The following is a 13,369-nucleotide window of genomic DNA, read 5'->3' as shown; positions in this document are numbered from 1 at the left end:
TTAGCACCGGGGAAGTCTGCATTGGGGTCATTCGCCACGCAGGTCGGCCAGCAAACCCGGCAGATCATCCGGCTTCACCAGCACCTCGCGCGCCTTCGAACCCTCGCTGGGGCCGACCACGTTGCGGCTTTCGAGCAGGTCCATGAGCCGCCCCGCCTTGGCGAAGCCGACGCGCAGCTTGCGCTGCAGCATCGAGGTGGAGCCGAACTGGGTGCTCACGATCAGCTCCGCCGCCTGGATCACCAGGTCGAGGTCGTCGCCGATGTCCTCGTCGATCTCCCGCTTGACCGGCGCCGCGGACACGTCGTCGCGGTATTCGGCCTGCATCTGCGTCTTGCAGTGCGCGACGATCTCGGCGGTCTCCTTCTCCGAGACGAACGCGTTCTGGATCCGGATCGGCTTGCTGGCCCCCATCGGGAGGAACAGGGCGTCACCCTGACCGACCAGCTTGTCGGCGCCCGGCTGGTCGAGGATGACGCGCGAGTCGGTGAGCGAGGAGACCGCGAACGCCAGCCGGGACGGCACGTTGGCCTTGATCAGGCCGGTGACGACGTCCACGGAGGGCCGCTGGGTGGCGATGACGAGGTGGATGCCGGCGGCGCGGGCGAGCTGGGTGATGCGGACGATGGAGTCCTCGACGTCGCGCGGGGCGACCATCATGAGGTCGGCCAGCTCGTCCACGATCACCAAGAGGTAGGGGTAGGGCTGGTAGACGCGTTCGCTGCCGGGCGGCGCCACCAGCTTGCCCGCCTTGACCGCCGCGTTGAACTCGTCGACGTGCCTGAACCCGCTGGCGGCCAGGTCGTCGTAGCGCCGGTCCATCTCCCCCACCACCCATTCGAGGGCCTCGGCGGCCTTCTTCGGGTTGGTGATGATCGGGGTGATCAGGTGAGGGATGCCCTCGTACACCGAGAGCTCCACCCGCTTGGGGTCGACCAGCACCATGCGCACCTCGTCGGGCGTGGCCCGCATGAGGATCGAGGTGATGAGCCCGTTGACGCAGACGGACTTGCCCGCGCCGGTGGCGCCCGCGATCAGCAGGTGGGGCATCTTGGCGAGGTTGGCGACGATGGTGCGGCCCTCGACGTCCTTGCCCAGTCCGACGATCATCGGGTGGTGGTCGGCCTGCGCGACCTGGGCGCGCAGCACGTCGCCGAGGGAGACCAGGTCCTTGTCCGCGTTCGGGATCTCCACCCCGATCGCCGACTTGCCAGGAATCGGGGACAAAATCCGCACATCTGCGGATTTAACGGCGTACGCGATGTTCTTGGTGAGGGCGGTGACCTTCTCCACCTTCACCGCCGGGCCCAGCTCGATCTCGTAGCGCGTCACGGTCGGCCCCCGGGTGAAGCCGATCACCTGGGCGTCGATGGTGAACTGCTCCAGCACGCTGGTCAGCGCGTTGACCACGGTCGTGTTGGCCTTGGTCTGCGGCTTCGGCAGACTCCCCGGCTTGAGGAACTGCAGATCAGGCAGCAGGTACGGGCCCGTCTGCGGAGAGAGCACCAGTTGCTCGACCTTGCGCGGCGCGGGGGTGGGGTGCGGCGGGTCCTTCTTGACCGGAGCCGCCGCCTCCTCCTCGTCCACCAGTCCCGGCACGATCTCCGGCGAGTGGCCGTCCCGCTTGCCGCCCTTGGGGTCGTCCTCGGCCAGCACCGGGGTGTCGTACGGCTTGACCAGCTCGCTCGGCTCCGGCGCGGCCTTCTTGGGCTTGGGGCGCTTTCGGGGCTGCTGGGGGGCGTCGGGGGCCTGCCGTTCGAACAGCATGTGCCGCAGCTCGCTCAGCCGCTCGGGGATGCGGTGCACGGGCGTGGCGGTGATCACCAGCACGCCGAACCCCGACAGGAGCAGCAGCAGCGGGATCGTGATCCACGACGGCAGGATGCTCATCGGCGGCGCGGACACGATGAATCCGACGAGACCGCCCGCCTGCGACACCCGCTCCATCGTGTTGCCGGCGTCGCCGGCCGGATAGGGGGTGCCGTTGGCGACGTGGATGACGCCGAGGACGCCGATGAGCAGCGCGCTCCAGCCGATCCCCATCCGGCCGGTGTCGGCGTTCTGGTCGGGGTGGCGCAGGTAGCGCCAGGCCAGCAGGCTGAACATCAGCGGCAACGCCCAGGTCAGCGAGCCGAACACGGCGTGCACGACGGTGTTGACGGCGGCGGAGACGCCGGTCCCGGTGTCCCGCCAGGTCATCGCGGCCAGGACGATCGCGCCTGCGAGCACGGCCAGGCCCACCCCGTCGCGCCGGTGCGCGGGGTCGAGCTCGCGCGCATTGGCGCCGAGCGCCCGCGCGGCGCTGCCGATGCCGTTGGCGAGCAGCATCCACAGCCCGACGATCAGCTTGCCGATCATGGTGAAGACCCAGCTGATCGGGTCCTGGTGGGTCATCGACGGCTTACGTGCCGACGAGGCGCCCTTCGCCCTGGGCCGCCCCGCCGACGTGGCTCCCCGCTTGGCGGGGGTCGAGCGGGACGAGGGCGACCGCTTCGCCGGCCCCTTCGATGCGCTTTTCGGCGTACGGGTGGCCATGATGCCAAAGGTACGTCGGAGACCCCCGAGAAAGCACAGGGGCGCGCCGGGCGTTCGTCGAAGAGCGGCCTTCTTCGCAACCCGAGGTATGAGAGGCTCTCGGTCTGCCACCCTGAGAGTGACCGAACTGCCACATCGAGTGATGTTCTAGGACGCACAGTGGATACGACCCGGGAGTCGAGCACCGCCTTCGACGGCACTCCCCATGCCCCCGCCGCGGCACGCCGATTCGTCCGCCAGGTGCTCGGCGAGTGGCGTCTGAGCCATCTGGCCGAGGACGCCGTGCTGCTGACCAGTGAGCTCGTCACCAACGCGGTCGTGCACGCGGGCACCGGCATCGAGCTGACCTGCCGCCTGGACGCGGACGCCACCCCGCCCAAACTCGAGATCGAGGTCGACGACCACCAACCGGAGCGGCAGGTGCTCGGCGGCACGCCGCCGCTCGTCGATCCGCTGCCCACCTCCGGACGCGGGCTGGCGCTGGCCGGCATGCTGGCCGACGCCTGGGGCGTCACCTACACCAGGACCGCCAAACGGGTCTGGGTGCGCATGGAGTTCGCCGACGTCCCGGAGTCGCCGGCCGCGTGCCTGCCCGCGCCCCGCCGGCCCATCGACAGGTTGCAGGTCGCGGTGGTGGTCGCCGACGCCGAGGGCCGCGTCGTCTCGTGGAACTCCGACGCCGAGTCCCTGCTCGGCTGGACGGCGGAGCAGGTCGCCGGCAGCCCTCTGGAGGAGCTGGTCGTCTGGCGCGGGCACGGGCCGTACGCCTTGTCGCTGGCCGAGACGCTCGGCCTGGGACGCTGGCGCGGCGAGACCCGGATGCGGCACCGGGACGGCAGGTCGGTCCCCGTCTACATCTCCCACCTGCGCACCGACGGGCCGGCCGAGGACCGCCGGTCGATCTGGATGGTGGCCGACAGCGAGCACGGCTTCGTCCTCGCCTCGCCGCCCGCGCCGCTCAGGCGGGAGGCGGGCCGGCGGATCAAGGACCTGCTCGACCAGGACCGGCCGCTGGCCGAGCTGCTCGACACCATCGCGCGGATCGTCCAGCTGTCCAGCGGCGGCGACGCGGCCTACGTGCTGCTGCGGGCCGACGGCTGCAACCGGTTCGGTGTGGCGGCGGGCGCGGGCGCCACCGCCGGGCTGGTGGGCGTGCTGTCCTCCTGCGCGTTCAACCTTCAGTGCGAGACCCCGGTGCTGGTCGACGACCTGCTCGCGGTGGACGTCGAGCTGGCCCAGCGGCTGGAGGCCAGGTCGCTGGCGTGCGCCCCGCTCATGGTCGCGGGCGAGGTCGTGGGCCATCTCGCGGTGACCGCCGCCCAGCCCGGCCGGTTCGAGCAGGACCTCACGGTCAGCCTGCTGCACATCGCCGACCAGGTGGCGGCCACCGTGCAGCGCGAGCGGCTGGCCGAGCAGGAGCGCGCGCATCGGGGCAGGCTCTCCTTCCTCGCCGAGGCGGGCGAGCTGCTCGCGGGCGTGCACGACGAGGAGCTGCTCGCGGCCCTGGCCGCGCAGCTCGTGGTGCCGAAGATCGCCACCTGGGCCGCGGTCTACCTGACCGACCTGACGGGCATGACCAGGCTCGCCCGCGTGTGGCACAGCGAGGAAGAGCACAACGCCGAGCTGCGCAGGTCGTTGCCGGCCATCCCGCGCTCGCCGCTGAGCGAGGTGACCTGGCCGGTCGGCGAGGAGACGGTCCTGTCGTTCCCGCTGCGGACGCAGGGCCGGTCCCACGGCGCGCTGGTGATCGGGCGCAGCGAGCCCACGCTCCCGCTGGAGCTGGCCGACCTGCTGGCCGACCTGTGCCGGCTGGTCGCGCTCAACGTGCACACGGCCATGCTGTACGCCCGCCAGGCGACCACCTCGCGGGTGCTGCAGCGCAGCCTGCTGCCGATGCGGGCGGCGCCGATGCCGGGCCTGGAGTCCGCGGTCATCTACCGGCCCGGCGAGGAGGGCGCGGACGTCGGCGGCGACTTCTACGACCTGTTCACGGTGGCCGACCACTGGTGCTTCGCGCTGGGCGACGTGTGCGGCAGCGGGCCGGAGGCGGCCGCGGTCACCGGACTGGCCAGGCACGCCGTCCGGCTGCTCGCCAAGGAGAACTACACCGTGGCCGACATCCTGGACCGGCTCAACCAGCGACTGCTGGAGGAGGGCGACGAGGGCCGCTTCCTCAGCCTGCTCTGCGGCGAGCTGACCCCGCTGCCGCAGGGCGGCGCGCTGTGCACGATCGCCTCCGCCGGTCACGTGCCGCCGCTGCTGCTGCGGGCCGGCGGCAAGGTGGAGGTGGTGGCGACGCCTCAGCTGCTGCTGGGCATCGAGGCCGACGCCCGCTTCTTCGTCGAGACGTTCGAGCTGGCGCCCGAGGAGGTGCTGCTCTGCGTGACCGACGGCGTCACCGAGCGCCGCGACGGCAAACGGTTTCTCGATGACGACGACGGTCTGGCACGCCTGCTGTCCGAATGCGCGGGCCTGAGCGCCGACGCCGTCGCCGAACGGGTGCGGCGGGCCGTCGACTCCTTCGCCGCCCGGCCGTCCACCGACGATGTGGCGGTGCTGGTGCTCAGGGCCATGCCGGCCCGGCTGATCAGCCCGTAAAGGCGTAGGTGGTGGTGGAGGTGTAGCGCTCCCCCGGCCGCAGCACGGTGGAGGGGAAGTGCGGCTGGTTGGGCGAGTCGGGGAAGTGCTGGGTCTCCAGGCAGAGCGCGGCGAATGGGCCGTAGGGGGTGGCGTCGGCGTCGAGCATGCCGCCCGCGTAGAACTGCACGCCCGGCTCGGTGGTGGTCACCTCCATGGTGCGGCCGCTGACCGGCTCCACCACGGTGATGTCGCCGTCCAGGACGAAGCAGTGGTCGTAGGCGCCGTCGAACCTGGCCCCCACCGCGTGCGGGACGGTGAAGTCGAACGGGGTGCCCTTGACCGGGGCGAGCTCACCGGTGGGGATCTTGTCGTCGTCCACCGGGAGATAGTGCTCGGCGCCGATCCGTACGACGTGGCCGAGCACGTCGCCGCCGCCCGCCAGGTTGAAGTAGGAGTGGTTGGTGAGGTTGAGCACGGTCGGGGCGTCGGTCTCGGCGGTGTAGTCGAGGCGGAGGGCGTCGCCGGTCAGCGTGTAGGTGACCGAGGCGGTCAGCGTGCCGGGGTAGCCCTGGTCGCCGTCGGGGCTGGTCAGCGTGAGCGTCATCGAGGAGTCGGTGGCGTCGGAGACCGCCCAGACCCTCCGGTCGAAGCCGTCGGTGCCGCCGTGCAGGCTGTTGGGCCCGTTGTTGACGGGCAGCCGGTATTCGACGCCGTCGAGGGTGAAGCGCCCGTCCGCGATGCGGTTGCCGTATCTGCCGACCACCGCGCCGAAGTAGCGGCTGCGGGTGAGGTAGTCCTCCAGCGTCGGCAGGCCGAGCACCACGTTGACGCCCGACACCTCGAGCGTCTGCAGGATCGCGCCATAGCTGAGGACCGAGGCGCGCAGCCGCCCGGCCGACAGGACATGACGCTCGACGGTCTCCCCCGACGGAAGCGTTCCGAAGATCATTTGCGGTTTTCCCCCGTTGAGTCGCGGACGATCAAACTCGTCTCCAGCACCGTGACGCCGCCGGTCGACTCCGAGTCGACGGACTGGAGCAGCAGGTCCACGGCGATGCGCCCGGCCGCGGCCGTGGGCATCGCGATGGTGGTCAGCTTGGGACGGCTCAGCCGGCCGGGGACGATGTCGTCCACGCCTATCACGCTGATCTCGCCGGGCACGTCCACGCCGCGCGCGGCCAGCCCTTCGATGAGCCCGATGGCGACCAGGTCGTTGTAAGCGAGCACCGCGGTCGCGCCGGAGGCGAGCACGTCGGTGACGGCGGCCAGGCCGCCGAGCTCGGTCGGCGGGTTGGGGCCGAGGAAGGTGACGTCGGCCTCGACCATCGCGGCGGCGGCGGCCTGCATCTCCTTGCTGGTCCACGAGCCGCTGGGGCCGGTGACCAGGGCGAGCCTGCGGTGCCCGAGGCGGGTGAGGTGCTCGACGGCGAGCCTGACACCGCGCCCCACGTCCATCAGGACCGTGGGCATGCCCTTGACCCTGCGGTTGACCACGACGAACGGGATCTCCTCGCGCAGGCGCTCGATGGTCCTGTTGGTCAGCCGGGGGCTGCACAGGAGCACACCGTCGACCTGCTTGGTGAGGGTCTGGATCAGCTCCTCCTCGACCTGCGGGTCCTCGTCGGTGTCGGCCACGAACACGTGGTAGTCACGCATCCTGGCCTGCGCCTGGGCGGCCTTGATGAGGGGCGGGAAGAAGGGGTTGGCGATGTCGGCGACGATGAGGCCGATGTTGTGGGTGCGCCCGGTGGTCAGCGCCCGCGCGGCCCGGTTGGGCCGATAGCCGAGGTCCTCGGCGATGGCGAGCACCCTGGTCCGCGTGACGGTGTTGACCAGATGGGGCGCGGAGAATGCGCGTGACACCGTGGAGACATGCACTCCTGACGCCTCCGCCACGTCACGAATCGTCACCGCCACGCTAGGCCTCCGACCATGCCCTGTACATTAATGCAAGCGCTTGTATCACTGTCAATGGACCGTGATAACGCCTTGCCTGCCGCCGAAGGCCACCTTATCGATTCGCTGAGGTCCGGGTCACCCCGCAGGCGGGAGGAGTACGGCTTGACGTCCTCCCAACACCGCCTCGATACTTTTGCAACCGGTTGCGGTAACACGAACCCTTACAGGAGGGTGAGCCAAGGATGACACGAACACTGGTGACGGGCAGTGCCGGACGGCTCGGGCGCAGCCTGGTCACCACACTGGCGCAAGCCGGTCACGAGGTGATCGGCGTCGATGTCACCGCCGGCACTCCGGGCGAGGCTGCGGCCACGTTGCCGGCCGACCTGACGGACCTGGGCGAGGCCTATGACGTCATGGCGCGCTTCCGGCCCGACGTCGTCGTGCACCTGGCCGCGATCGCGACGCCGTTCAGCCGGACCGACGGGCTGACCTTCCGCACCAACACCCAGCTCGCCTTCAACGTCTGCCAGGCGGCCGGCAATCTCGGCGTCGGCCGCGTCATCGTGGCCAGCAGCCCCACGGTCATCGGCTACGGCGCGCCCTCCGGCTGGACGCCGAACTACCTGCCGATCGACGAGGAGCATCCCACCGAACCGTGGAACTCCTACAGCCTGTCCAAGCTCGTGGCGGAGCAGACCATGAGGTCCTTCGCCCGCGACTCGGAGACGAAGTTCGCGGCCGTGCGCCCGTGTTTCGTGGTGGCTCCCGAGGAGTGGGCAGGGGCGCCCACCCAGTCGGGTCACACCATCGCCGACCGCCTGGACCGGCCGGAGCTCGCCGGCGTCTCGCTGTTCAACTACATCGACGCCAGGGACGCCTCGGACATGATCTCGGTGCTCATAGAGCGGCTCCCCGGCCTGCCCAACGGCGAGGTGTTCTTCGCGGGCGCCGCCGACGCGCTGGCCCGGCGGCCACTGGCCGAGCTCCTGCCCCAGGTCATGCCCGCCACCGAGACCCCTGCCGGGGTGTCCATCGGGGCCTCCGGCGAGGCTCCCGTCGAGGCGTCCGTCGAGGCCATCGCCTCCCCACTGACCGGCACGTCCCCCGCCTTCACCTCGGCCAAGGCCGAGCGGATGCTCGGCTGGATCGCCAAGCGCAGCTGGCGTACCGAACTGGAGATTCGATGAACCTCAGCGGAGTTCTCTTCTTCCCCGTCACCCCGTTCGCCCCGTCCGGCGAGCCGGACGTGGACGTGCTGGCCGAGCACATCAGGCGCGGCCTGGAGCACGGCCCCGGCGCGGTGTTCGCGGCGTGCGGCACCGGTGAGTTCGCCGCCCTGTCCGAGGCCGAGCACGCGACCGTCGTCCGGGTCGCCACCGAGACCGCGCGCGGCAGGGCGCCCGTCTTCGCGGGGGCCGGCGGACCGCTCGGCGCCGCGCTCAACCAGGCCGCGGCGGCCCGGGACGCGGGCGCCGACGGCCTGCTGCTCATGCCTCCCTATCTGTCCAAGGGCACGCATGAGGGCTTCGTGGCCTATGTGCGTGCGGTGGCCGCGATCCTGCCGGTCATCGTCTACCAGCGTGACAACGTGGTGCTCACCCCCGCCCAGGTGGTGGAGCTGGCCCGGGTGCCCGGCGTGATCGGGCTGAAGGACGGCCTGGGCGACATCGACCTCATGCAGCGCATCGTGCTCGCGGTGCGCAGGGAGGTCGGCGACGACTTCACCTTCTTCAACGGGCTGCCGACGGCCGAGCTCACCATGGGCGCCTACCGCGGGCTCGGCGTCGAGCTCTACTCCTCCGCCGCCTTCGCCTTCGCGCCGGACCTCGCCACCGCCTACCTGAACGGCGCCCACCACCTGCTCACCGAGTTCTACGAGCCGCTCGTCCGGCTGCGCGCCAAGGTGCCCGGCTACGCCGTCGCCCTGGTCAAGGCGGGCGTACGACTCGGCGGCCTGGCGGCGGGACCGGTGCGCGCTCCGCTGGTCGACGCCTCCCCGGAGGACGTGGCCGAGCTGGAGGCGCTGATCAAGCACGGGCGATCGGTGGTCGGCACGTCATGATCCGCGACCTCAAGGTCACTCCGCACACGGCCCGGCTGCCCCGGCCGTGGGGGCCGGACGTGCCGGTCAACCACGTGCTCGTCGTGGAGATCACCCTGGACGACGGCCGTACCGGCACCGGGTTCTCCTGGACGCCGCAGATCGGCGCGCGGGCGGTGCGGGCGCTGCTGGAGCATGACATCCGGGACGCGGTGATCGGCCTGGACCCGCACCCGGAGGTGGTGTGGGACCGGCTCTGGCGGCACCTGCGCGAGGCGGGGCCCGGCGGGATCACCACGGTGGCGCTGGCGGGGGTCGATCTGGCGCTGTGGGACCTGCGCTGCGGCGAGCTCGGCCTGGTCGACGTGCTGGGCCGGCGCAGGGACAGCGTCCCGGTGTACGGCAGCGGCGTGAACCTGCACTACTCGCTGGAGGAGCTCGTCGCGCAGGCCGGCCGGTGGAAGTCGGCGGGCTGTGCGGGCGTGAAGATCAAGGTGGGCAGGCCGGACCTGCGCGAGGACGTCGAGCGGGTGGCCGCGGTCCGCGAGGTGATCGGCCAGGACACGCTGCTCATGATCGACGCCAACCAGCGATGGGATCTGCACCGGGCCCGCCGCGCCGTGGCCGCGCTCGCCCCGTACGGGCTGCACTGGCTGGAGGAGCCGCTGCCCGCCGACGACGTGCCCGCGCAGGTGGAGCTGCGGCGGTCCGTGGACGTGCCGATCGCGGTCGGCGAGAACGTCTACACCGTCTACGGCTTCCGTGACCTGCTGGCGGCGGGCGCCTGCGACGTCGCGCAGCCCAACGTGGTCAGGGTGGGGGGAATAACCCCTTTCCTGCGCATCGTCGAGCTGGCCCGGACTTACGACGTGCCGGTCTACCCGCATCTGCTGCCCGACCTGTCGGGGCAGCTGGCGCTCACGTTGCCGCTGCCGTGCATGGCCGAGGATGTCGAGGACGCCTCGTTCGCCGCGCTCGGGCTGCTCGCCGAGCCGTACCCTGTCGACGTGGACGGCGCGACGCTGCGCGTCGGCGAGCACCGGGGCCTCGGCCTCCGCTGGAGGTGAGCCATGCGGGTCGTGCTGGCCGGAGCTCACGGCTTCGGCTCCCATCACCTGGACCGGCTGCGGCGCCTGACCCGTCTGGTGCGGCTGGTGGGCGTCTGCGACGTGCGGCCGGTCGAGGAGGAGAGCCTGGCCGGGCTCGGCTCCCCTGAGCTCTCCGCCGACCTGCCCGCGCTGATCGAGCGGACCGGCGCCCAGATCGCGATCCTGGCCACGCCCATCCCCACGCACGCCGACCTGGCCGTGGCAGCGCTCAAGGCGGGCGCGCACGTGCTGGTCGAGAAGCCGACGGCGGCCACGCTGGCCGACTTCGACCGGATGGCGCGGGCCGCCGCCGAGGCGGGGCTGGCCTGCCAGGTGGGGTTCCAGAGCCTGGGTTCGGCGGCGGTGCCGGCCGTGCGCGAGCTGATCGCGGGCGGCGCGATCGGCCGCGTCACCGGCATCGGCGTCGCGGGGGCGTGGCCGCGGCCCGCCTCCTACTTCACCCGCAGCGCCTGGGCGGGCAAGAGAGTGCTCGACGGCGTGGACGTGGTCGACGGGGCGCTCACCAACCCGTTCGCGCACGCGCTGGCCACCGCGCTGGCCGTCGCGGGAGCCGAGGAGCGGGGCGCCGTGGCCGCGGTGGAGACGGAGCTCTTCCACGCCAACGACATCGAATCCGACGACACCTCCGCCATCCGCGTCCATCTGCAGGACGGCCCGCCGATCGTGGCGGCCGTGACCCTGTGCGCTGCCGAGCGGGACGAGCCCTACGTGGTGGTGCACGGCGATCGGGGGCGCATCCGGCTCACCTACACCCTGGACGAGGTCCAGGTGAACGACGGGCCGGTGCGCCGCTTCGGCCGGACGGACCTGCTGGAGAACCTCGTCGAGCACCTGCGGTCCGGCACCGGCCTGCTCGTCCCGATCCATCGGACGGGCGCGTTCATGGAGGTCATGGAGGCCATCAGGGTCGCGCCCGACCCGCTGCCGATCGCCGCCGACCACCAGGACCGGGCCGGCGAGGGGCGGGTGCTGCCGGGCATCGCGCGGGTGGTGGACACCTGCGCGGACCGGCTGACGCTCTTCTCGGAGCTGGGCCTGAGCTGGGCCGTCCCGCTCACCGTGCGGAACACGGCAGGGACCACCGTGGTCGCGGACTACACCACCGCCCCCGACCTGCCCCTCACCGCCGCCCCCAGGCCCTACCTCCACCCGGTACGGACACTCGGCGGCGTCGTCGTCACCGAGACGCGGCCGGACGACCACCCGCACCACCTGGGCGCCGGCGTGGCCGTGACCGACCTGGGCGGGCGCAACTTCTGGGGCGGCCGCACCTACGTCCGCGACCAGGGCCCGGCCTGGCTCGACGACCACGGCGTCCAGCGGCACGTGTCGTTCACCGCCCGCGACGCCTCGGGGTTCACCGAGACGCTGCTGTGGGAGCGGCCGGGCGAGGAGCCGCTGATGCGTGAGGAGCGGACCGTGCGGGCGGCGCCCGCCGCGCGAGGGTGGGCGCTGGACTTCGCGTTCACCCTGCGCAACCTCACCGGCGGCCCGCTGAGCGTGCGCAGCTCGGCCACCAAGGGGCGGGTGGGGGCGGGGTACGGCGGGTTCTTCTGGCGGGCTCCCGCGGGCTCGGCCGGGCTGCGGGTGTTCACCGCGGTCGCCGAGGGCGAGGAGCGGGTGCACGGCTCACGTGCGCCGTGGCTGGCGCTGGCGGCCGACGACTGGACGCTGCTGTTCGCGCAGGACGACGATCCGTGGTTCGTCAGGGTCGCCGAGTATCCGGGGGTGGGCACGGCGCTGGCCTGGGACGCGCCGCTGGAGTTCGCCGAGGAGCTGACCCGCCGCGTCACCGTCGTGGTGACCGACGGCCGGCTGTCCCGGTCAGAGGCCGCCGCTGTGGCGGCGGGCCGCTGACCGGTCAGATCGTCCGGTACGGCCTACGCATCGGCCAGCCGGGTGCCGTCGGCCGCCAGGTGGACGGGCAGGCCGGTGGCGGCGGAGCGGTTGGCCGCGACGCCGACGAGCACGCTGCGGATGCCGTCGCGGTAGCCGGCGGGGCGGCCGAGCGGGTCGTCGGCGGGGCCGCGGAAGACGTCGTTGAGCAGCAGCCGGTCGCCGCCGCCGTGGCCGCCGGCGCCCTGCTCGATCGGCACCTCCTCGCGCTCCTGCCAGTGCCGGTGCAGGGTGAGCCGCTCCCAGGACTCGGCCGCGTGCTCCTTGCTGGCGGCGCTCGGGTCGATCGCGGCGTGCGGCGGCGTCCAGGACCGCTCGCAGACCTCCAGCTCGATCCGGCCCTCGGTGCCGTTGAAGGCCACCCGGTAGCCCTCGGACGGGGCGTGCGCGGTGAGCGAGTAGGTGAGCGTGGCCCGGTTGGCGTAGCGGACCAGGACCGACATGTTGTCGTCGATGTTCACGCCGGGGGCGAAGACGTCCTGGTCGCGGATGTAGCCGTCCTCGTGCTCGGCGTCCAGGTAGAGGCGCTTGAGCCGCTCGTCGGTGGAGATGTCCAGGATGAACGGGTCGCTGCCCAGCCCAGGGGCGCCCTGGCCGCGTGCCGGGCGCTCGCCCCGGGGCAGCGCCTCGCCGTAGAAGCGCAGGTCCGTCTGGGCGAAGACGAGCTCGGGGGCCGCGCCCAGCCACCAGTTGACCAGGTCGAAGTGGTGGGTGGACTTGTGCACCAGCAGGCCGCCGGAGTGGGCGCGGTCGCGGTGCCAGCGGCGGAAGTAGTCGGCGCCGTGGATGGTGTCGAGGGTCCACTCGAAGTGCACGGAGGTGACGTCGCCGATCGCCCCCTCGCTGATCAGCCGCTTGACGGCCGAGTTGCGCGGTGAGTAGCGGTAGTTGAACGTCACCACCAGCTCGCCCGTGCCGCGCTCGGCCGCCTCGGCGATGGCCTGGCAGCTCTCGGCGTCAATGGTGAGCGGCTTCTCCACGACCACGTCGAGCCCGGCGTCCAGGGCGGCGACCACATAGCGGGCGTGGGTGGCGTCCACCGTGCAGACCACCACGGCATCGGCCAGCTCCAGCACCTTGCCGTACTCAGCGGGGTCGAAGCACGGCACCTCGCCGCCGATGAGCTCGGCGTAGTAGCTCATCCGGGTCTGGTTGGTGTCGCACAACGCGACGATCGTGCCGGTGTCCCGCCAGTCGCCCAGCAGGGCGTCGACGTACATCTGCGCCCGGTGGCCCAGGCCGACGAGGGCGTATCTCTTGCTCAACGGTTTCTCCCCGATAGAGGTGGTGCCGGGGGCCCGCGCGG

9 protein-coding genes are annotated in these 13,369 nt (G+C 71.9%); 5 read left to right on the top strand and 4 right to left on the bottom strand.

Annotation, left to right across the window (positions count from 1 at the left end; translation table 11 throughout):
• Positions 1-27 precede the first annotated feature (27 nt).
• Positions 28-2,535: an FtsK/SpoIIIE family DNA translocase gene (locus IEY87_RS27355; protein WP_189141646.1), complete on the bottom strand. Its 2,508-nt coding sequence runs from the start codon at positions 2,533-2,535 to the stop codon at positions 28-30.
• Positions 2,536-2,694: 159 nt separating this feature from the next.
• Between IEY87_RS27355 and IEY87_RS27350 the strand changes: the two genes are divergently transcribed.
• Positions 2,695-5,133, top strand: coding sequence for a SpoIIE family protein phosphatase (locus IEY87_RS27350; RefSeq protein WP_189141645.1), 2,439 nt, complete (start codon positions 2,695-2,697; stop codon positions 5,131-5,133).
• Here the strand turns inward: IEY87_RS27350 and IEY87_RS27345 are convergent.
• On the bottom strand, positions 5,123-6,064 hold the full coding sequence (locus IEY87_RS27345; protein ID WP_189141644.1) for an aldose epimerase family protein: 942 nt from the start codon (positions 6,062-6,064) through the stop codon (positions 5,123-5,125). The two genes, IEY87_RS27350 and IEY87_RS27345, sit on opposite strands and share 11 nt — an antisense overlap.
• Complete coding sequence (locus tag IEY87_RS27340; protein ID WP_189141643.1) at positions 6,061-7,032, bottom strand: LacI family DNA-binding transcriptional regulator; 972 nt, start codon at positions 7,030-7,032, stop codon at positions 6,061-6,063. The genes IEY87_RS27345 and IEY87_RS27340 overlap by 4 nt, the downstream gene beginning before the upstream one ends.
• A 224-nt stretch (positions 7,033-7,256) precedes the next feature.
• Here IEY87_RS27340 and IEY87_RS27335 point away from each other — a divergent pair, with 224 nt between their 5' ends.
• The 4 genes from IEY87_RS27335 to IEY87_RS27320 are packed head-to-tail and all read left to right on the top strand — an operon-like array spanning position 7,257 to position 12,024.
• Positions 7,257-8,204 carry an NAD-dependent epimerase/dehydratase family protein gene (locus tag IEY87_RS27335; protein WP_189141642.1) on the top strand — a complete coding sequence of 316 codons (948 nt, stop codon included), beginning with the start codon at positions 7,257-7,259 and terminating at the stop codon, positions 8,202-8,204.
• A complete protein-coding gene (locus IEY87_RS27330; RefSeq protein WP_189141641.1) occupies positions 8,201-9,079 on the top strand; it encodes a 5-dehydro-4-deoxyglucarate dehydratase in 879 nt (292 codons plus the stop codon). The genes IEY87_RS27335 and IEY87_RS27330 overlap by 4 nt, the downstream gene beginning before the upstream one ends.
• Entirely contained in the window at positions 9,079-10,125 is a 1,047-nt protein-coding gene (locus tag IEY87_RS27325) for a mandelate racemase/muconate lactonizing enzyme family protein (RefSeq protein ID WP_372462297.1), read from the top strand. Before IEY87_RS27330 ends, IEY87_RS27325 begins: the two co-directional genes overlap by 1 nt.
• A gap of 3 nt (positions 10,126-10,128) precedes the next feature.
• Positions 10,129-12,024 (top strand): DUF6807 family protein, encoded by a 1,896-nt coding sequence (locus tag IEY87_RS27320; protein WP_189141639.1) that lies wholly within the window; start codon positions 10,129-10,131, stop codon positions 12,022-12,024.
• 23 nt (positions 12,025-12,047) lie between these two features.
• On the opposite strand, the gene IEY87_RS27315 is transcribed toward IEY87_RS27320, so the two are convergent.
• Positions 12,048-13,328 carry a Gfo/Idh/MocA family protein gene (locus tag IEY87_RS27315; protein ID WP_189141638.1) on the bottom strand — a complete coding sequence of 427 codons (1,281 nt, stop codon included), beginning with the start codon at positions 13,326-13,328 and terminating at the stop codon, positions 12,048-12,050.
• Between the last annotated feature and the right edge of the window lie 41 nt (positions 13,329-13,369).

The sequence above is a fragment of the Nonomuraea glycinis genome (assembly GCF_014646515.1).
In the GTDB taxonomy this organism is placed as follows: Bacteria; Actinomycetota; Actinomycetes; order Streptosporangiales; family Streptosporangiaceae; genus Nonomuraea; species Nonomuraea glycinis.
This window is presented reverse-complemented; position numbering and strand designations above follow the sequence as displayed.